Here is a 17,365-nt window from a genome sequence, read left to right on the forward strand (position 1 = left end):
ATGATCATGGATCAGTTTAAGGCGTTGTGGAAGTTATCAGCCACGGCATCCCAATCTACCACGTTCCACCAAGCATCAATATAATCAGGGCGACGGTTCTGGTAGCTGATGTAGTAAGCGTGCTCCCATACATCCAGTGCCAAAATAGGTTGGCCTTGCACAGCGCTGACGTCCATGAGCGGGTTATCTTGGTTGCTTGTTGACGCGATTTCTAAGCGGCCTTCAACTACAACAAGCCACGCGAAGCCTGAGCCGAAAGTATTGACGGCCGCATCGCTGAACGCTTGTTTGAAGCTATCAAAGTCACCAAAGTGAGTGTTGATGGCTTCGGCTAACATGCCTGTTGGATGGCCCCCGCCATTTGGCGACATGCACTGCCAATACAGAATGTGGTTATAGTAGCCGCCGCCATTGTTTCGTACTGCTGGTGGTTGAGTAGAAATGGATGAAAAAATGGTTTCAAGCGACTGTGTTTCTAGTTCACTGCCTGCAATCGACGTCATGAATTTATCGTAGTAAGTGCGATGGTGTTTACCGTAATGCACTTCCATTGTTTTGGCATCAATATAAGGCTCTAGTGCGTCATACGCATAAGGTAGTTCTGGAAAAGTATGTGTCATGATGTTCTCCCTGTTTTCATCAATATTAATTGATAATAATTATCAATATCAACCATGTCTTATCCAGGGGTTTGGATTCAGTGCATAAAAAAGAGCCCACCAATGCAAATCGGAGCTCTTTTGTGATTCATATCATGTAAAAGATAGCGTACTAATCGTTGCTTAAAGGCAGAGTGATGGTCATTTTTAGCCCTCCGAGCGGGCTTTTTGACGCTGCGATGGTGCCACTGTGTTGCCTAATGGCATTTTCAGTAATGGCTAAGCCAAGTCCTGTGCCGCCACTGCTTCGGTCACGAGCTGTCGATACACGGTAAAAAGGCCTGAAAATATCTTCTAGTTCACTTTCTGGCACGCCTTCACCGTTGTCATCAACACTGATGGTTAACTGGTTATTAAGCTCACTAAAGTTTACTTCGATGCGATCATTACCGTAGCGAATGGCATTACGGATCACATTTTCTACCGCACTCATGAGTAGATTAGGGTTACCCATTAGTGGCCACGTTTTTGGCTCGGAATAACTGAGCTTTTTCCCTGATTGCTCAGCTTCAAACTGAGCATCGTCCAGAATGTTAAACCATAAGGTATGGGCATCGATTTTTTGCCTGTCTTGATGGCTATTGATTTGCATGCGCGATAGCTCTAGCAGCTCAGAAATCATTTTTTCTAATCGCTCAGCTTCAGTATCAATACGGCTAAGCTCGCTGCTTTCTCCTTGCTTGCGAGTGGCAAGGGCGGTTGCCATGCGCAGTCGAGTGAGTGGGGATCTGAGTTCATGCGAGATGTCTGACAGTAATCGTTGCTGACCTGAAATCATGGTGTTCAGTGCTTGCACCATTTGATTAAAGCTGGCTCCAGCATGACGAAACTCACTGGTGCCTTTTTCTAAGTTGGGGTCTGTTTCAAACTGACCTTGCGCAACCCGAGTCGCGGCTTGTTGCAACCGACGGGCAGGTTGGCTCAGTGCCCAGGCTAGCCATAATAGTAAGGGAGTACTCACCAGCATGGTTACTAGTAGTAATTGGAACGGCCTGTCTAAAATCTTAATCAAAAACGGTGGTGGCTCTCGCCATAGTCGACCGACGTACATTAGAACATCTTGCTCTGCCAGTCTGACTTCAAATGGCCCAGCCATCATCCAGCGGCCATAGAGTTTTTGTTTTGGCTGCACGGGATCGTCTGAGACGGTAATAAAGTTGCGCAGCGCCTTACTGCGGTTACGTTCTTGGCTATTGAGAAGCTCACCTTTTTTGCTGGTAAAGTAGAGCTTAAACATGCCTTTTTTCTTGTGGCTGTGCTCCGTAATCTGCTGAACTTTTTGGTAAATATCCCCCGGCCCTTGGTATTGCTCTGAAATAGAGTTCGCAGCTTCTTTCATGCGCGCAATGTGTTCTGGTGCGATGGTGTGCTGAGCTCTAGGATCAAAGTGTGGTGCGGCCAACACCGCGAGTAAAACCAGTAATAAGGTCAACCAAAATATGGCAAAGATTCGGCCATATAAGCTTGAGAAAAAACGAAGTCGGCGCATTAGGCCTCCTCAACAAATAAGTAACCTCGGCCACGTAGGGTTTTTATACGTGGTTTACCATCACTTTTTTCTGGGAGTTTTTTACGCAAGTTAGAGACGTGCATATCAATGGCACGATCAAAGGGAGCCAGCCTTTTTCCTAATACATCGAGGCTGAGATCTTCTTTGGATACAACTTTCCCTGGGTTTTGCACAAAATAGCTCAATAAAGCGATTTCGGTACTGGTTAAATCTAGCAGCTGCTTATTGCAGTACACTTCTTGTCTGCCTGGGAACACTTCAATGTCTTGATAGGTTAAGCTGTCAGAATTGTTTTCCTGTGTGGTTGAGCCGGTTCGACGTAGGATGGCGCGGATGCGAGCCAATAGTTCGCGGTCGCTAAAGGGTTTTGGTAAGTAGTCGTCTGCGCCGAGCTCCAAACCAATCACACGATCGATCTCTTCACCCTTGGCCGTTAACATCAGTACGGGGGTATGGTGGTTTTCACGTAATTTACGCAGCATATCCATGCCATTCATTCTTGGCATCATAACGTCTAATAAGATGAGGTCGATGTCATCGGAGACCGCTGCTAACCCGGCTTCTCCATCATTGGCTTCGGTTACTTCAAAGCCTTCCATATCTAAAATATCTTTCAGCAGAGCAGTTAGCTCAACATCATCATCAACTAATAAAATCTTTGCCATCACTGTGCCTCTGGTTATTGATATGGGAGTTTCCGGTTAGGTAGACAGGGTAAGTATCGCGAATGGATAGAGTGAATACCATGAGAATATTATAGCTTTACGTTGCTTTACGCTTTCAATACACCGCTTTACTTAGGGCTCGCTATTCTAAACTCATCGCTGCCAATCAGGGCAATGAAGACATTAAGTTTGCTATCTAATTCTGGAGAATACGATTATGAATACATTCAAAAAAACTCTACTTTGCGCTATTGCTCTTCCTCTAGCTCTTGGTTCAGCTTCTGCGCTTGCGTTTGGTGATAATGGTGGCCATCACGGTGGTAAAGATAAGCGTGGTGGCATGTGTGGCATGCAAGGTGGTAAGCATATTTTCCGCCAGCTTAACTTATCAGATGAACAAAAAGCGGAATTAAAAGAACTTCGTAAAGCCGATAAAGCGGAAATGAAAGCTAACCGCGGTGAGCATAAGCCAGAAATGATGGAACAACGTGCTCAGATGGAAAGCTTATTGTTGGCTGAAAATTTTGATGAAGCCGCAGTACGAGATTTAGCGCAGCAAATGGCAAATCAGCAGGTTGAACACCGTGTGGCAATGGCTGAAAAGCGCCACCAGATGCTGAGTGTGTTAACACCGGAACAAAAAGCCGAGTTACAAAATTTAAAATCAGAAAAGCTGGCGGCGTGCCAAGCGAAAATGGCAGAAAGAAACAGTAAAGATAGCTAAGGGCTGATTTAGAACCTAACAAGGCTGGCAGTGATGCTGGCCTTTCTTATTTCTAAGCTTCTTTTCTTTCGTTTATTTATTGTCATTTTTGCTCGCTATACTCAAAGTAACTTTTGTTTGAATTGTAGTGAGTTAATGACAAAGCAATACGCACATTTAGTTACTATGGCGGCTTGGCTTGCCACGGTGATTGCGACCATTTTGATGCTGGCTAAGCTAGCCACATGGTGGCATACCGGATCTGTGAGTTTATTAGCCTCTCTTGTCGATTCTTTATTGGACATGGCCGCGTCGGTGACGAATTTATTTGTGGTACGTTATGCGCTGCAACCTGCGGATAAAGAGCACACGTTTGGACATGGTAAAGCTGAGTCATTAGCGGCTTTGGCTCAAGCGACGTTTATTTCTGGCTCGGCGTGCTTTTTATTATTAAACGGTGTTGAGCGTTTGTTTCGGCCGCAAGATGTGGTTGAGCCACAATATGGTGTCGCTGTCAGTGTATTTGCGTTGGTGCTAACGACTCTTTTGGTGATTGTTCAAAAATGGGTGGTGAAAAAGACGGGCAGTCAGGCCATTGCCGCTGACGCTTTGCATTATCAATCCGATATATTAATGAACGGGGCCATTATGGTGGCGTTGATGCTGAGCTGGTATGGTTGGATGCAAGCGGATGCTATTTTTGCCATATTGATTGGTATTTATATTCTTTATAGTGCTTTTACAATGGCGTATGACGCGGTTCAATTGTTACTGGATCGTCAATTACCAGATCATGAACTGGAACAAATCCGCTCAACAGCTGTTGCGATTGATGGGGTTTTGGGTGTGCATCAATTACGTACTCGGCAAGCCGGGCCAGTTCGCTTTATTCAATTACACTTAGAATTAGACGATCAGCTGCGTCTTATTGAATCACATCGCATTGCGGATGAAGTTGAAGTGGCTTTATTACACGCATTTCCCAGCTCCGACATTATAATTCATCAAGATCCCATCTCGGTCGTGTTAAACTCGGAGAAAGATCAGCTGAACTTGTAACAAAAAATAACAGAAATGTGTTTTTTGGTGTTTTTTTCGACAAAAAGGCGAAAGTCGCTGTCGATTGTGATATGAATCAACAAAGTTTTTTAGCAAAATTGTAATACTCCTACATAAGTAAGAAAGTTACAGTTTTAGTGGGGCAGTTTAGGTGGTCTAGATTGCGGTCGGGAGGGGGAACCTGACACTCACAACGGATTTGATATTGTCAATTCCCAATACTCAGAGGGTAACCATGATTAAGAAGATCGGTGTTTTAACTAGTGGCGGCGATGCACCTGGTATGAATGCAGCAGTGCGTGGTGTTGTTCGCACAGCATTGTCTGAAGGCTTAGAAGTGTTCGGCGTTTACGACGGCTACTTAGGTTTAGTTGAAGATCGTATTGAGAAGTTAGATCGTTCAAGTGTATCTGATGTGATCAACAAAGGCGGTACTTTCTTAGGTTCAGCACGTTTCCCAGAGTTTAAAGAAGTTGAAGTTCGTGAAAAAGCGATCGAAAACTTGAAAAAACACGGCATCGAAGCACTGGTTGTGATTGGTGGTGACGGTTCGTATATGGGTGCGAAAAAACTGACTGAAATGGGGTACCCATGTATTGGTCTACCTGGCACAATCGATAACGATGTAGCAGGTACTGATTACACGATTGGTTACCTAACAGCATTGAATACTGTGATTGATGCTATTGACCGTTTACGTGATACTTCTTCTTCACACCAACGTATTTCTATTGTTGAAGTGATGGGTCGTCATTGTGGTGATCTAACTCTAATGTCTGCGATTGCGGGTGGTTGTGAGTACATTATTACTCCTGAAGTGGGCTTAGATAAAAAAGCACTGCTGGAGGGAATTCAAGCGGGCATGGCAAAAGGTAAAAAACACGCCATTATTGCCATTACTGAGCTTATGACAGATGTGAATGAACTGGCTAAATTCATTGAAGCGGAAACCGGTCGTGAAACGCGTGCGACGGTTCTAGGTCACATTCAACGTGGTGGTCAGCCAACAGCATTTGACCGTATTCTTGCGTCTCGCATGGGTAACTACGCGGTTCAGCTTCTGATTGAAGGTGAAGGTGGTCGTTGTGTTGGTATTCAAAATGAGCAAATGGTTCACCATGACATCATTGATGCTATTGAAAACATGCGTCGTCCGGTGAAAACTGAGTTATACAAAATGGCTGAGCAATTATTCTAAGCTTGATGTCTAGAATATAAATTTTGATAAGAGGCTGATCTTCGGATTGGCCTTTTTTATGTTTGTTTGTAAAGAATACTTAAACGGTGACAACAAAAAAGGCCAACCTAAGTTGACCTTTGCAATCATTTCAACGGAGAACCCTTGGCTCTATATTGAAATTAAGCTTTCGCTTCTGCTGCTGCTTTCGCGATCGCTGCGAAACCTTTAGGATCTAGAGCTGCACCACCAACTAGAGCACCATCGATGTCTGGTTGTGCGAAGTATGATGCTGCGTTTTCTGGTTTAACAGAACCGCCGTATTGGATCACAACTTTTTTCGCTACTTCTTCGCTTTGCTCTGCAATGTGAGCACGGATAGAAGCGTGGATGCGCTGTGCATCTTCAGCTGTTGCTGCTTTACCTGTACCGATAGCCCAGATTGGTTCGTAAGCGATGATAGCGCCTTCAAGTGCTTCAACACCTTGAGTTTTGATCACTGCATCGATTTGACGAGCACATACTGCTTCAGTTTCACCAGCTTCGTTTTGAGCTTCAGATTCACCGATACACAGAACAGGTGTTAGGCCGTTCTCTTTTAGGAATGCAAATTTCTTAGCTACAAACTCGTCAGACTCAGCGTGGTATTCACGACGCTCAGAGTGACCAATGATGATGTGAGAAGCACCGAAGTCTTTTAGCATTGCTGGAGACATATCGCCAGTGAATGCACCGCTGTTGTTTACGTCCGTGTTTTGAGCACCAAGAATGATCTTGTTACCGCCTTCAGCGATTAAACGCTCAGCAAGGTCGATGTACAGCGCTGGTGGAGCAACTGCAACGTCAACACCGTTTACACCTTCAAGTTCAGCGTTTAGGCCGTTCAGAAGTGCTGTAACCATTTCTTTGCTGCCGTTTAGTTTCCAGTTACCCATAACTACAGGATGACGCATAGGATTTTCTCCAATTCAAATTAATGTAAATAAATTAGCGAGATTACGTAAAAATATAACAGATTGTAGCTGCTTTTTTCGTGTTCGAAATCATTATTGTGTCTGGTTGTACCTTTTTCAGTCAAAAAAGGGAACCCTAAGTGTTAGAAAAATCGGAATCTTCCATATTTGAGCCAGCATTTTCAGTAAGGTAGTGATCTCGGATAAAAAATCATCATTGTAATTTCATCTCATCCGCAGCTTTCGGTATGGTAGGGCAGTCTTAATTCGAGGGAATGTTATGCCTAATTTAGTAATGGAATATTCCAACTCTGTTGGTGAACGTGTCAACATTGAAGGTTTATTAGAGGATTTGCATCAGAGCGTATTAGAGTGTGGATTATTTGATGTGGACTCTGTGAAATCTCGTGGGCATCGTTACCACTCTTGGTTGATTGGGGAGAAGGGCAATGACGCCGATTTTATCCATATTGATTTTCAATTGTTATCGGGTAGAACGGCTGAGCAGAAGCGGGATTTGAGTCGTCGTTTAATGGCAGTTCTAACAGAGCAAGCCAGTAACATAGACAGCTTAACAGTGAACATCAGAGACATGGATAAAGATTGCTTCCTTAAAGTCACTAATTAATGGCATTTATTCAGTATGAGCCTATAGGTAACTTGGTACACTTTGGATAATCGTTTTAATTGGAAAGTAGTATGACAAAGAAGCAATGGTTGTTCTCGTTTAGTGGCCGAATTAATCGCTCTCGTTATTGGTTGTGGATACTGATTTATTATGCCGTGTTAGCTGGTGCGATGGCGTTGGCCAACATGGCGGGCGGCGGTGCAAAAGTATTGTCGATTCTGGCTGCGTTAGCGCTAATGTACCCAGACATGGCAGTACAAGCAAAACGTTGGCATGATCGTAATAAATCAAGCTGGTGGCTATTATTGAATGTGCCGCTTTTTGCTGGTCGTGTCTTGGTTCCTACTTCTGCGCCTATGGGCATGACGTATCAGCCGACAAGCCTTGAGTCTGCTGTGTCGTTAGTGGCCCTAGTGTGTGGAGCATGGATCTTGATTGAATGTGGCTTTTTGAAAGGGAAGCCGGAAGCGAACCAGTATGGCGAAGCTGTCGTAAAGGACTAAGTTTTAAGAATTAGCTTTTAAGAACTGAGTTTTACGACATCTTAGCTTCAGTCGTATTGATTACCCCTGACTGTGATAACGGCATGGGAAGGGAGTAACATCTGCCTCTTGGTAGCAGTCGAGTGGGTTGTGGATGGCATCTGAGAATTTCACGACCTGCTTACTGAGCTCTTGCATTAATACCACATTAATGTGATTGGCATTTTTACAACGGCTGATCACCCGATCAATATGGCTTTGCTGCGCCCGTAATCGTGGTTGCATCTCTTCCCGTGCGTGATTGATCATTTCATCGCTCATTTCTTTTCTAAGCGCTTCAAGTTTTTCTGGGGATTCTTCTGCCAACCGTTTGAGTTCATCAAAAGGGGGTAAATGTTGCTCTATGATCCGGATCGCCATTTTGATCTCCTTTAACAGCTTACAAGGAGTCAATTCATTGACTCTTTGTAAGCGTAGATCAAAAAATGGCAATAGGAGAGGTTTAGTATTTAATCTATCACCAGTAGTTTTCCATGGTGATATGGCCTGGCTCTTTACGTAGGTTCTTCTTCAAACCTTTACGTTCTAAGGCCGCACGGGTATCGCGCACCATATCGGGATTACCACACAACATAAACTGGCTTTGTTGTGAGATAGTTAGCCCAACACTGCGCTCAAGTAGCCCATCATCTAAGGCATGAGGAATGCGGCCAGTTAAGGTATTTGGCGCAGGCTCACGGCTGACAAAGGGCTGAACGATGAGCTGATCGGGGTGCTGTTTTTTGATCTGTTCGATCTCCGCTTGATAACTTAGATCGGAGCTGAATCGCACTGCATGAACCAATACAACTTTGCGAAAGCGTTGCCAAATATCAGGGCTGGTTAAGATGGAAAGAAAGGCGCCAAGTGCAGTACCGGAGCTTAGGAGCCAGAGGTGTTCGCCTTCAGGTACTTCATTGAGAGTGAAATAACCAGAGGCTGTGGCATTAATTAGGATCTGATTGCCAGGTTCCAGTTGATGTAGTTTGGGGGAAAGCAGCCCATCGGCCACCCGGGTGGCATAAATTTCTATATCGCTATTTGGGCCGTTGACAAAAGAGTATGCCCGTTGGATCACCTTTCCATCCATTTCCAAACCCAGCTTAGTAAACTGCCCAGCTGTAAAGGGTTCAATATCAGCACGCAGTTTTAAACTGAATAAGTCTTGATTCCAATGTCTATTTTCAAGTACTTGCGCAGGGATCCAATTTGCCATTTTACTCTCCTATTGCATTCTCCTGAATTAGGTAAGCACAACGACGTTGACCTTCGACGATGTGTTCAGTGCGCTCTACACTGTGTGTGTCACCCAATAATTGTTGAAAGATGTTTAATTCAGACTTGCATAAAGCGGGGCAACGTTTTGCTGCATTACAGATCGGGCAGTGGTTTTCGATGAGTACGTAGCCTTGCTCTGTGTGGGTGAGTTCGGCCATGTAGCCTTCTTTTTCTCGTAACAGAGTGAGGGTTTCCAATTTTTCTTTGAGGTTACTGCTGCCAGACAATTCCGCTTGGTATTGGTTAAGTGTAAGTTCTTCTCGGCGGGTTACTACTTTATTTAGACCTTCTTCTCCAAATAAAGTTTGTACTGAGTCAATAAAGTTGATGGTGAGTTCACCGTGACCATCGGTGAATCGGCCGTGACCGAGTTTTGTCAGCGTCCAATGTCTTGTTGGTCTACCGACTTTGGCCTTAATGTCGTGAAAATCTACCAAGCCATCTTCTTCTAATCCTTGCAGATGCTGGCGAACTCCCATGGTCGTCATGTTCAGATCTTCTGATAGCGTTTTCGCTGTGGTTGCCCCTTCGCGTTTTAGCTTATACAGAATACGGTCAATCGTTTTCATTACATACCCATCACTACTTCAACTATTTAATTATGTAGTCAGCTTAGTAAATAAAGCAACGGGTTTACTTAATCAATTAAATAAATTCGACTGGAAATATTAGAAGGGTCAACAAAAAAGCACAGCAGAGGCGCTGTGCTTTGGGTAAATGATTAAGGCAAAAGAGCTTATAATACGATGTCGCGCACTTCAGGATCTTTACGTTCTAGGTAGTGAATGGACTTCACTCGGCGAATAGTGCGGCAGCGACCACGGATCAACAGAGTTTCTGTTGTCGCGATGTCACCTTGGCGAGTAATGCCTTCCAGTAGATCACCTTTGGTAATACCTGTTGCGGCAAACACCACATCATCACTGCGTGCCATGTCTGACATGGTTAATACTTTATTGGCTTCAACGCCCATTTCAGCGCAGCGTTTTAGTTCTAGTTCGCCATGGGTGCGGTTTTCTTCTGTGTCACCTTTTACTTCATGGCGAGGGAGAAGTCGGCCTTGCATGTCACCGTCCAGTGCGCGGATAACGGCAGCAGACACTACGCCTTCCGGTGCTCCGCCAATGCAGTACATGACATCCACTTCACTGTCAGGCATCGATGTGAGAATTGATGCGGCAACATCGCCATCTGGCACAGCAAACACACGTATTCCCATGGCTTGCATTTGAGCTATCACGGCATCGTGGCGAGGCTTTGCTAGGGTGGTGACAACCAGAGTATCCAGTGTTTTTCCTAGTGCTTTAGCGATGTTCTTTAAGTTTTCTTCCAGTGGAAGAGTCAGGTCAATACTGCCTTTTGCACCAGGACCGACGACTAACTTTTCCATGTACATATCTGGGGCTTTTAGAAAGCTGCCTTTTTCACCCGCAGCGAGTACGGCTAGCGCGTTAGATTGTCCCATGGCTGTCATGCGTGTGCCTTCGATTGGATCTACAGCAATATCAACTGCATCACCGCCAACACCAACGTTTTCACCAATGTACAGCATTGGTGCGTCGTCGATCTCACCTTCACCAATAACAATCTCACCTTCAATCTCGGTTTTATTTAGCAAGATTCGCATTACTTCAACAGCAGCGGCATCTGCGGCATTTTTATCACCACGGCCTAACCATTTATAACCTGCTAGTGCTGCCCCTTCAGTGACACGGGAAAAGGCCATTGCTAAATCGCGTTTCATGCTTGCTCCAAACAAAAAAGTAGCTTCAAAAATTCGGCGCAAATTCTATCATAATAAAATAGTAAACGTTTGCCTTTTGTTTGGGGAAGACAGTGCGATGGAGGATAAAGTCAGTAGCTATGCAATATTGTTAAGGAAAATAGGAAGGCGTGACTACGATATGACAGATATAAAAAATCCGACCTGAATTTAGGTCGGATTGCCAATAAAGCAAAGTCTTGGATTTCTCCAAGAGAGATACGATCAGCCTTTAAACTATCATGTAAAACAAGGATGTAAAATAGGATGAGATCCCATTTTTTAGGTTTGTTAAATGAAAAATTACGCAAAAATGGATAGGTTTATTTCACCTGTTATCAAAGTGAAAAAGAACGATTTTTCTTACTTTTGAGAGAGGGAAAATTGTGCTTATAGCAAGCTAACTTTAGGTAGTTGAGCGAGATAATGTGAACGCTGATTGATTTTTGTTCAAATGATACAGATATAACAACAAGTGAGTGATAGTCTTGCTCAGGCTAGGTAGAATAGGGCTTGAAGGGGTGTAGTGATGAAAACTATACTGAGTCCGTAATTAATAACAGGTGGCCGAGATGTCTTTAGAAGTATTAGAAAAGCTAGAAGCTAAAGTGCAAATGGCAGTAGATACCATTTCACTGTTACAAATGGAAGTTGAAGAGCTGAAAGAGCAAAACGAGCAACTTTCTGCTGAGTCTGCAGAATTAAAAAGCAGCCGCACTGACTTAGAAGAGCAAAACCAGCAGCTACGTACTGATCACGAAGCATGGCAAGCTCGCGTTCGTAACCTTTTAGGTAAAATGGACGACGTAGAATAATAGAACAGAGCCAAATGGCTCTGTTTTTTTATGTGAAGATAATACGAATTTACTGAGCAGTTAAGCGTTAATCTTGCTCAGTTTCATCACCCACCAGAAGTGGTTCTTGTGACAAAATCACGCCAGTTGTATCGGCGTAAATATAGTCTTCTGCTAAAAAGGTCACACCGCCAAAATTGACAGCAACATCGATGTCACCAATGCTTTTCTGTGTTGACCCTGCTGGGGTTGAAGCTAAGGCTTGGATGCCTAAATCTAACTCTTCTAAGACATCGACTTCACGTACACAGCCGTAAACCACCAAACCTTCCCAATTATTTTCTTCTGCGAGTGTTGCCAAGTCAGCGTCAATAAGAGCACGGCGCAGCGACCCACCACCATCAATCAGAAGTACACGGCCTTCACCATCTTCTTCCAGCGTTGAGGCAATTAAGCCGTTGTCTTCAAAACATTTGATTGTCGTTATCTTGCCTGCAAAAGAAGGCCGACCACCAAAAGTGCTGAACATTGGTTCTATAACATCAACCTGATCAAAATAAACATCGCATAGCTCTGAGGTGTTGTATTCCATATTCTAACTCTTCTGTGGCGAAAAATTGGGTGCTACTGTTTTTAGCATGATGAAAGTATAACCAGCTGATATGGCAATGCAATGACCAAAAACAATATTGAGTAAGTCGTTACTATTGGGTATCAGCCTAATATTAGCCCTATAGCAAACAATAAGTTAGTTAATAGTGCACATTGAACAATCACAGGCATCATTGGGCGGATTGCTTGGCCATCAGGGGCGTTGTATACAGCGATGGCGTGTTTGAGTAATAAAGGGCTGGCGATCAAAAAGAGCCAAGCCAGTGGTGAAGTAAATTGACCACTAATAAATACGCTCAAACACAGCATGGAACCAAAGAGCAGGGATAGATGATATTTTCGCCCCCAAGTTGGCCCCATGCGAACAATCAGTGTCATTTTTCCGCATGCCTGATCGTTGTCTATATCTCTTAAGTTGTTGATGTTTAGTACACCCACCGCAAGTAGGCCACAGGCTGTAGCAGGCAGAAGAATCGCAAGATCCAGTTGGCCTGTATGAAGATAGTAGCTACCCGCCACACCTAACCAGCCAAAAAAGATTAAGACGGATAAATCGCCGAGTCCTCGATAGCCGTAGGGTTTGTTGCCTACGGTATAGGCAATGGCGGCTACGATCGCCAATAAACCAAGGCCAATGAAACTGATGATGTCTGCGGTGCTGGTAAATGAAAGAGCTATGAGTGTTAAACCACTGATGATGGTCAGTGAAATATTGATGACCATGGCGGTTTTCATGGCTTGGCTAGAGACTAAGCCAGATTGAATCGCTCTTGTGGGGCCAAGGCGTTCGTCATTGTCTGTGCCTTTTATTGCATCACCATAATCATTAGCAAGGTTGGATAATATTTGCAGTAAAATGGCAGTAATGAGTGCCATGATGGCAATGGAGAGCGAAAAATGGCCTTGCCAGTAAGCGAGAGCGCTGCCAGTAACGATGGAGGCGAGAGCCAGAGGTAGTGTTTTTGGTCGTGCGGCATCAAGCCAAATAGAAAGTGAAGCTGATTTCATTTCAGGCCTTTTGAGTGAAGGACTATAAAATCATTATTCCTGTTTAGCAGGAGGACAGCAAATATGAATCAAGAGGAATTGAAAGAAATGAAGGAAGCTTTGATCTCATCGGGGTAAATGTACCGAACTTAAAGCACTTTGAGCCCTTTAAGTTCGGTCATGAACAAGGTTATAGAATGAAGCGGCTTAGATCTTCATCTTCAACTAATTCACCTAGACGCGATTTCACGTAAGCGGCATCGACAGTTAATGTGCTGCCTGCCTTGTCTGTGGCGTCAAAGGAAATTTCTTCCATTAAACGTTCCATAACAGTGTGAAGGCGACGAGCACCGATGTTTTCGGTTGTTTCATTTACTTGCCATGCAGCTTCGGCGATCTGATTAATACCATCGTCTGAAAAATCAACACTGACTTCTTCAGTCGCCATTAGCGCCATGTATTGCTCAGTTAGAGAAGCATTAGGCTCAGTCAGGATACGTTTGAAGTCGTGGCTAGTTAATGGCTCTAGCTCGACACGAATTGGTAAACGGCCTTGTAATTCAGGAATTAGATCCGATGGTTTTGCAACTTGGAATGCACCAGAGGCAATAAACAAGATGTGATCTGTTTTTACCATACCGTGCTTAGTGGATACCGTGCTACCTTCCACAAGAGGAAGTAAATCGCGTTGTACCCCTTCACGAGACACATCTGGGCCTGAGCTTTCGCCACGTTTACAGATTTTGTCGATTTCATCGATGAAAACAATACCGTTGTTCTCAACGTTGAAGATTGCTTGTTCTTTTAGCTCTTCTTGGTTAACCAGTTTAGAAGCTTCTTCTTCGGTAACGGCTTTCAGCGCATCTTTGATTTTCATCTTACGCTTTTTGCTGGTGTTACCGGCAAGGTTCTGGAACATGCCTTGTAGCTGGTTGGTCATCTCTTCCATGCCTGGAGGAGCCATGATTTCCACGCCCATTTGTGGGGCTGCTACATCAATTTCAATCTCTTTGTCGTCTAGCTTACCTTCGCGTAGCTTTTTACGGAAAGTTTGGCGAGTATTTGAGTTTTCTTCACCCGCTTCATTTTGACCCCAAGCATCGCGAGCTGGTGGCAATAGCGTATCTAAAATACGATCTTCAGCCAGCTCTTCTGCGCGGAACTGCACTTTTTCCATCGCTTGCTGGTGCGTCATTTTAATCGCTGCATCAGTCAGATCGCGAATGATGGTTTCCACTTCTTTACCAACGTAGCCCACTTCCGTGAACTTGGTTGCTTCGACTTTGATAAAGGGGGCGTTTGCCAGTTTTGCAAGGCGGCGAGCAATTTCTGTTTTACCCACACCCGTTGGACCAATCATTAGGATGTTTTTTGGTGTTACTTCGGCACGCAGCTCTGGTTGCAGCTGCATACGACGCCAGCGGTTACGCAGAGCAATCGCCACGGCACGCTTAGCTTTGTCTTGACCGATGATGTGGCTGTCAAGTTCATGAACAATTTCGCGAGGAGTCATTTCAGACATAGTGGCATCCTATTGCTTAGCGTTGCTGTCAAGTTCTTCGACAGTATGCTGATGGTTGGTAAATACACAGATATCACCGGCAATGTTAAGTGATTTTTCTGCGATAGTGCGAGCGTCAAGCTCGGTATTTTCTAATAATGCGGTTGCAGCAGCTTGTGCAAAATTGCCGCCAGAGCCAATGGCGATCAAATCGTGCTCAGGCTGAACCACATCACCGTTACCAGTAATAATAAGAGACGCGGTTTCATCGGCCACAGCCAGTAAGGCTTCCAGTTTTCGAAGTGCGCGGTCACTGCGCCAGTCTTTGGCCAGCTCGACGGCAGCTTTGGTTAAATGGCCTTGGTGCATTTCAAGTTTACGCTCAAAACGCTCAAATAGAGTGAAGGCATCGGCAGTACCGCCAGCAAAACCTGCTAGTACTTTATTGTTATATAGGCGACGAACTTTACGAGCATTGCCTTTCATTACCGTGTTACCAAGTGATACTTGGCCATCGCCAGCAATAACGACTTTACCGTTGCGGCGTACAGATACGATTGTAGTCACGGGTTAAACCTCTTTTGTCACTCTGGCACGTTTGCCAGAACCGATATTACTTACTATCTGGGGGCGGCTGAGAGTTTTTCAACTCCATCTCCTACACAGATGATAGGAAAATAAGAGAAAAAGCGTGAATCTTTGTGACAAAAAAGCAGAGCCTTTTCAGACCCTGCTTTTTCTATATGTTACTTTTATTGAAGCACTTAGCTGTCTTTCCAGATGGCACAAGGTTCAATTTTAGCGCGCTGAAGTTTGTGGCGATCTTTTTCAGCTTGGCGTTTATATGGGTAGGGGCCCAGTACCACTCGATACCAGCTACTATTGGCCTTTTTACGGATTTCACTACTTAACCCTTGAAAAGCAATGTCCATTTTACGTTCTTCAGCTTGAGCACGTGTTTTGTAAGCGCCACATTGCATGATGTAAGGGATTTCAGGGGCTTTTTGCTCTTTTGCTTCTACCTTAATTTCTTTGTCCGGCAGCTCTTTCATGTACTCCCATTTTTCTTCAGGGAGGGGAGGCAGCGGATCGGTCTTTTTGGGCTTTTCAGGCACAGTGACGGGAGTGACTTCGACAGGCTGCACAGGCTCTGGTGCCGGCTCATTACTTAGAAAAAAGAGACCATAACCAAATACACCCATGAGAAGAAGGGCAACGGCACCTGCTTTCCATGGCATTTGGCTCGATTTTTTGTCTTGATAATTTTTCTTTTGGGTCGGCTTTTTCGGACTGCGACCGCGTTTAACGTAATCTTTAGTGGCCACGATAGTTCTTTAAATGAGTTTTTGGAAAACGATATGGTAAATCAGTTGCGCTAAGTCTGGCTAGTCTTAGCGCAAAATTGTTTGTTACAAATCTCATTTAATATGAAAAGTGAAGTAGGAGTGGCGATGGACTAGCTGCGTGGTGGTGCAGCACTGTCGCGAATCATCAATTTAGCGTCTAACAAACGAGATCCGGCACGGACTTCTTTGCCTTTTAGCAGCTCCAGTAGCATTAACATGGCTTGGCGGCCAATCTCATAGCGAGGCTGGGACACCGTTGTTAAAGCTGGTTCGCAGTAGTGAGCAAATTGGATGTCATCAAATCCCACAATGGATAAGTCTTGAGGAATGCGTAGACCTAAACGCTTGGCTTGTTGCATCGCACCAATTGCCATGATGTCATTATGACAAAACACGGCTGTTGGTGGCTCAGCTAATGACATCAGGCTGGTAATGGCTTTGGCACCGCCTTCAAAACTGAAGTCACCATTGACAATATAATTAGGGTTAACAGTAATTCCAGCACGTCGCATTGCTTGTTGATAGCCTTGATGACGGAACTGGCACAGAGCGGCGGTGTCAGGGCCTGATATTTGTGCCACACGCTGATGCCCCATTTGGGTTAGGTAGTTAACCGCTTCAAATGTGGCTGTGAGGTTATCAATATGAACCGTAGGCAATTCAAGTTCTGGTGCGTATTCACAGGCCATTACCAATGGTGGCAGGTTCTTTTGCTCAGGTTTACTGACATCAAATGGTAAATCGGTGCCTAGCAGCAACATGCCATCAGCTTGTTTCGTGAAAACAAGGTTAACTAAGGAACTCTCAGTTTGATGCTGTTGGCTACTGTTACCGAGTAGAACTAAGTAGCCGTTTTCTTTGGCTGCTTCTTCTATACCACGGATGATCTCCGAGAAGTAAGGATCACAGATGTCAGGAACAATAGTAACGATGGTCTTCGATTCATTGCGGCGTAGGTTGCGGGCTAATGAGTTTGGTGAATAGCCAGCTTCGAGTACTGCATCTTCTACTCTTTTACGGGTAGAAGCGGATACTTTTTCAGGGTTCATTAACGCGCGCGATACGGTTGCCGTCGATACACCTGCCAGCTGGGCAACATCCTTCATTGTCGCCATAGTATAAATTCCTCTTTTTTGTGTTCTCTCTTGTTATTAGTTTTGAGAATAAGCAAACGATAACGTCATAATCAGAGCAGATATTTTATGCGTTA

The 17,365-nt window shown here is 44.5% G+C and carries 20 protein-coding genes; 6 read left to right on the forward strand and 14 right to left on the reverse strand.

What is annotated here, in order from left to right:
- Positions 1 to 11 precede the first annotated feature (11 nt).
- From MHO82_RS08380 to MHO82_RS08390, 3 genes are all read right to left on the reverse strand, one after another.
- Positions 12 to 620: a superoxide dismutase gene (locus tag MHO82_RS08380; RefSeq protein ID WP_239183423.1), complete on the reverse strand. Its 609-nt coding sequence runs from the start codon at positions 618 to 620 to the stop codon at positions 12 to 14.
- A gap of 151 nt (positions 621 to 771) precedes the next feature.
- A complete protein-coding gene (gene cpxA / locus MHO82_RS08385) occupies positions 772 to 2,148 on the reverse strand; it encodes an envelope stress sensor histidine kinase CpxA (protein WP_239183424.1) in 1,377 nt (458 codons plus the stop codon).
- Positions 2,148 to 2,834: a response regulator gene (locus tag MHO82_RS08390; RefSeq protein WP_239183425.1), complete on the reverse strand. Its 687-nt coding sequence runs from the start codon at positions 2,832 to 2,834 to the stop codon at positions 2,148 to 2,150. The genes cpxA and MHO82_RS08390 overlap by 1 nt, the downstream gene beginning before the upstream one ends.
- A 217-nt stretch (positions 2,835 to 3,051) precedes the next feature.
- Here MHO82_RS08390 and MHO82_RS08395 point away from each other — a divergent pair, with 217 nt between their 5' ends.
- The 3 genes from MHO82_RS08395 to pfkA all read left to right on the forward strand — a co-directional run bounded on the left by MHO82_RS08395 (position 3,052) and on the right by pfkA (position 5,794).
- Positions 3,052 to 3,558 (forward strand): CpxP family protein, encoded by a 507-nt coding sequence (locus MHO82_RS08395; RefSeq protein WP_239183426.1) that lies wholly within the window; start codon positions 3,052 to 3,054, stop codon positions 3,556 to 3,558.
- A gap of 135 nt (positions 3,559 to 3,693) precedes the next feature.
- On the forward strand, positions 3,694 to 4,596 hold the full coding sequence (fieF, locus tag MHO82_RS08400) for a CDF family cation-efflux transporter FieF (protein WP_239183427.1): 903 nt from the start codon (positions 3,694 to 3,696) through the stop codon (positions 4,594 to 4,596).
- Between the two features lie 235 nt (positions 4,597 to 4,831).
- Positions 4,832 to 5,794: a 6-phosphofructokinase gene (pfkA, locus tag MHO82_RS08405; protein WP_239183428.1), complete on the forward strand. Its 963-nt coding sequence runs from the start codon at positions 4,832 to 4,834 to the stop codon at positions 5,792 to 5,794.
- 161 nt (positions 5,795 to 5,955) lie between these two features.
- Here pfkA and tpiA read toward each other — a convergent pair whose 3' ends face one another.
- Positions 5,956 to 6,726: a triose-phosphate isomerase gene (gene tpiA / locus MHO82_RS08410; RefSeq protein WP_239183429.1), complete on the reverse strand. Its 771-nt coding sequence runs from the start codon at positions 6,724 to 6,726 to the stop codon at positions 5,956 to 5,958.
- A 280-nt stretch (positions 6,727 to 7,006) separates the two neighbouring features.
- Here tpiA and MHO82_RS08415 point away from each other — a divergent pair, with 280 nt between their 5' ends.
- Both MHO82_RS08415 and MHO82_RS08420 read left to right on the forward strand, forming a co-directional pair.
- Entirely contained in the window at positions 7,007 to 7,354 is a 348-nt protein-coding gene (locus MHO82_RS08415; RefSeq protein ID WP_239183430.1) for a 5-carboxymethyl-2-hydroxymuconate Delta-isomerase, read from the forward strand.
- 71 nt (positions 7,355 to 7,425) lie between these two features.
- A complete protein-coding gene (locus MHO82_RS08420; RefSeq protein WP_239183431.1) occupies positions 7,426 to 7,857 on the forward strand; it encodes a DUF805 domain-containing protein in 432 nt (143 codons plus the stop codon).
- Positions 7,858 to 7,917: 60 nt separating this feature from the next.
- On the opposite strand, the gene MHO82_RS08425 is transcribed toward MHO82_RS08420, so the two are convergent.
- From MHO82_RS08425 to glpX, 4 genes are all read right to left on the reverse strand, one after another.
- The gene (locus tag MHO82_RS08425) at positions 7,918 to 8,256 is read right to left on the reverse strand and encodes a DUF3135 domain-containing protein (protein ID WP_239183432.1); all 339 of its coding nucleotides are present in this window, start codon (positions 8,254 to 8,256) and stop codon (positions 7,918 to 7,920) included.
- A gap of 97 nt (positions 8,257 to 8,353) precedes the next feature.
- Positions 8,354 to 9,091: a ferredoxin--NADP reductase gene (locus tag MHO82_RS08430; RefSeq protein WP_239183433.1), complete on the reverse strand. Its 738-nt coding sequence runs from the start codon at positions 9,089 to 9,091 to the stop codon at positions 8,354 to 8,356.
- 1 nt (position 9,092) lies between these two features.
- Complete coding sequence (locus MHO82_RS08435; RefSeq protein ID WP_239183434.1) at positions 9,093 to 9,722, reverse strand: metalloregulator ArsR/SmtB family transcription factor; 630 nt, start codon at positions 9,720 to 9,722, stop codon at positions 9,093 to 9,095.
- A gap of 167 nt (positions 9,723 to 9,889) precedes the next feature.
- Positions 9,890 to 10,897 carry a class II fructose-bisphosphatase gene (gene glpX, locus MHO82_RS08440; RefSeq protein ID WP_239183435.1) on the reverse strand — a complete coding sequence of 336 codons (1,008 nt, stop codon included), beginning with the start codon at positions 10,895 to 10,897 and terminating at the stop codon, positions 9,890 to 9,892.
- A gap of 590 nt (positions 10,898 to 11,487) precedes the next feature.
- On the opposite strand from glpX, the gene zapB reads away from it, so the two are divergent.
- Positions 11,488 to 11,730, forward strand: a complete 243-nt coding sequence (gene zapB, locus MHO82_RS08445) for a cell division protein ZapB (RefSeq protein WP_239183436.1) — start codon at positions 11,488 to 11,490, stop codon at positions 11,728 to 11,730.
- A gap of 67 nt (positions 11,731 to 11,797) precedes the next feature.
- On the opposite strand, the gene rraA is transcribed toward zapB, so the two are convergent.
- The 6 genes from rraA to cytR form a co-directional block, all read right to left on the reverse strand.
- Positions 11,798 to 12,301 carry a ribonuclease E activity regulator RraA gene (gene rraA, locus MHO82_RS08450; protein ID WP_239183437.1) on the reverse strand — a complete coding sequence of 168 codons (504 nt, stop codon included), beginning with the start codon at positions 12,299 to 12,301 and terminating at the stop codon, positions 11,798 to 11,800.
- A 122-nt stretch (positions 12,302 to 12,423) separates the two neighbouring features.
- On the reverse strand, positions 12,424 to 13,329 hold the full coding sequence (locus MHO82_RS08455; protein ID WP_239183438.1) for a 1,4-dihydroxy-2-naphthoate polyprenyltransferase: 906 nt from the start codon (positions 13,327 to 13,329) through the stop codon (positions 12,424 to 12,426).
- Positions 13,330 to 13,498: 169 nt separating this feature from the next.
- Entirely contained in the window at positions 13,499 to 14,830 is a 1,332-nt protein-coding gene (hslU, locus tag MHO82_RS08460; protein WP_239183439.1) for an HslU--HslV peptidase ATPase subunit, read from the reverse strand.
- A gap of 9 nt (positions 14,831 to 14,839) precedes the next feature.
- Positions 14,840 to 15,376 (reverse strand): ATP-dependent protease subunit HslV, encoded by a 537-nt coding sequence (hslV, locus tag MHO82_RS08465; RefSeq protein WP_239183440.1) that lies wholly within the window; start codon positions 15,374 to 15,376, stop codon positions 14,840 to 14,842.
- A gap of 197 nt (positions 15,377 to 15,573) precedes the next feature.
- Positions 15,574 to 16,134, reverse strand: coding sequence for an SPOR domain-containing protein (locus MHO82_RS08470; RefSeq protein WP_239183441.1), 561 nt, complete (start codon positions 16,132 to 16,134; stop codon positions 15,574 to 15,576).
- Between the two features lie 131 nt (positions 16,135 to 16,265).
- The gene (cytR, locus tag MHO82_RS08475; protein ID WP_239183442.1) at positions 16,266 to 17,270 is read right to left on the reverse strand and encodes a DNA-binding transcriptional regulator CytR; all 1,005 of its coding nucleotides are present in this window, start codon (positions 17,268 to 17,270) and stop codon (positions 16,266 to 16,268) included.
- Positions 17,271 to 17,365 lie beyond the last annotated feature (95 nt).

The organism is Vibrio sp. Of7-15 (assembly GCF_022347565.1).
Lineage (GTDB): Bacteria > Pseudomonadota > Gammaproteobacteria > Enterobacterales > Vibrionaceae > NORP241.

Excerpts from the sequence above, each read along its gene's own strand:
- MHO82_RS08380 (WP_239183423.1), bottom strand. The coding sequence starts at position 620 with ATGACACATACTTTTCCAGAACTACCTTATGCGTATGACGCACTAGAG.
- cpxA (WP_239183424.1), bottom strand. The coding sequence starts at position 2,148 with ATGCGCCGACTTCGTTTTTTCTCAAGCTTATATGGCCGAATCTTTGCC.
- MHO82_RS08390 (WP_239183425.1), bottom strand. The coding sequence starts at position 2,834 with ATGGCAAAGATTTTATTAGTTGATGATGATGTTGAGCTAACTGCTCTG.
- MHO82_RS08395 (WP_239183426.1), top strand. The coding sequence starts at position 3,052 with ATGAATACATTCAAAAAAACTCTACTTTGCGCTATTGCTCTTCCTCTA.
- fieF (WP_239183427.1), top strand. The coding sequence starts at position 3,694 with ATGACAAAGCAATACGCACATTTAGTTACTATGGCGGCTTGGCTTGCC.
- pfkA (WP_239183428.1), top strand. The coding sequence starts at position 4,832 with ATGATTAAGAAGATCGGTGTTTTAACTAGTGGCGGCGATGCACCTGGT.
- tpiA (WP_239183429.1), bottom strand. The coding sequence starts at position 6,726 with ATGCGTCATCCTGTAGTTATGGGTAACTGGAAACTAAACGGCAGCAAA.
- MHO82_RS08415 (WP_239183430.1), top strand. The coding sequence starts at position 7,007 with ATGCCTAATTTAGTAATGGAATATTCCAACTCTGTTGGTGAACGTGTC.
- MHO82_RS08420 (WP_239183431.1), top strand. The coding sequence starts at position 7,426 with ATGACAAAGAAGCAATGGTTGTTCTCGTTTAGTGGCCGAATTAATCGC.
- MHO82_RS08425 (WP_239183432.1), bottom strand. The coding sequence starts at position 8,256 with ATGGCGATCCGGATCATAGAGCAACATTTACCCCCTTTTGATGAACTC.
- MHO82_RS08430 (WP_239183433.1), bottom strand. The coding sequence starts at position 9,091 with ATGGCAAATTGGATCCCTGCGCAAGTACTTGAAAATAGACATTGGAAT.
- MHO82_RS08435 (WP_239183434.1), bottom strand. The coding sequence starts at position 9,722 with ATGAAAACGATTGACCGTATTCTGTATAAGCTAAAACGCGAAGGGGCA.
- glpX (WP_239183435.1), bottom strand. The coding sequence starts at position 10,897 with ATGAAACGCGATTTAGCAATGGCCTTTTCCCGTGTCACTGAAGGGGCA.
- zapB (WP_239183436.1), top strand. The coding sequence starts at position 11,488 with ATGTCTTTAGAAGTATTAGAAAAGCTAGAAGCTAAAGTGCAAATGGCA.
- rraA (WP_239183437.1), bottom strand. The coding sequence starts at position 12,301 with ATGGAATACAACACCTCAGAGCTATGCGATGTTTATTTTGATCAGGTT.
- MHO82_RS08455 (WP_239183438.1), bottom strand. The coding sequence starts at position 13,329 with ATGAAATCAGCTTCACTTTCTATTTGGCTTGATGCCGCACGACCAAAA.
- hslU (WP_239183439.1), bottom strand. The coding sequence starts at position 14,830 with ATGTCTGAAATGACTCCTCGCGAAATTGTTCATGAACTTGACAGCCAC.
- cytR (WP_239183442.1), bottom strand. The coding sequence starts at position 17,270 with ATGGCGACAATGAAGGATGTTGCCCAGCTGGCAGGTGTATCGACGGCA.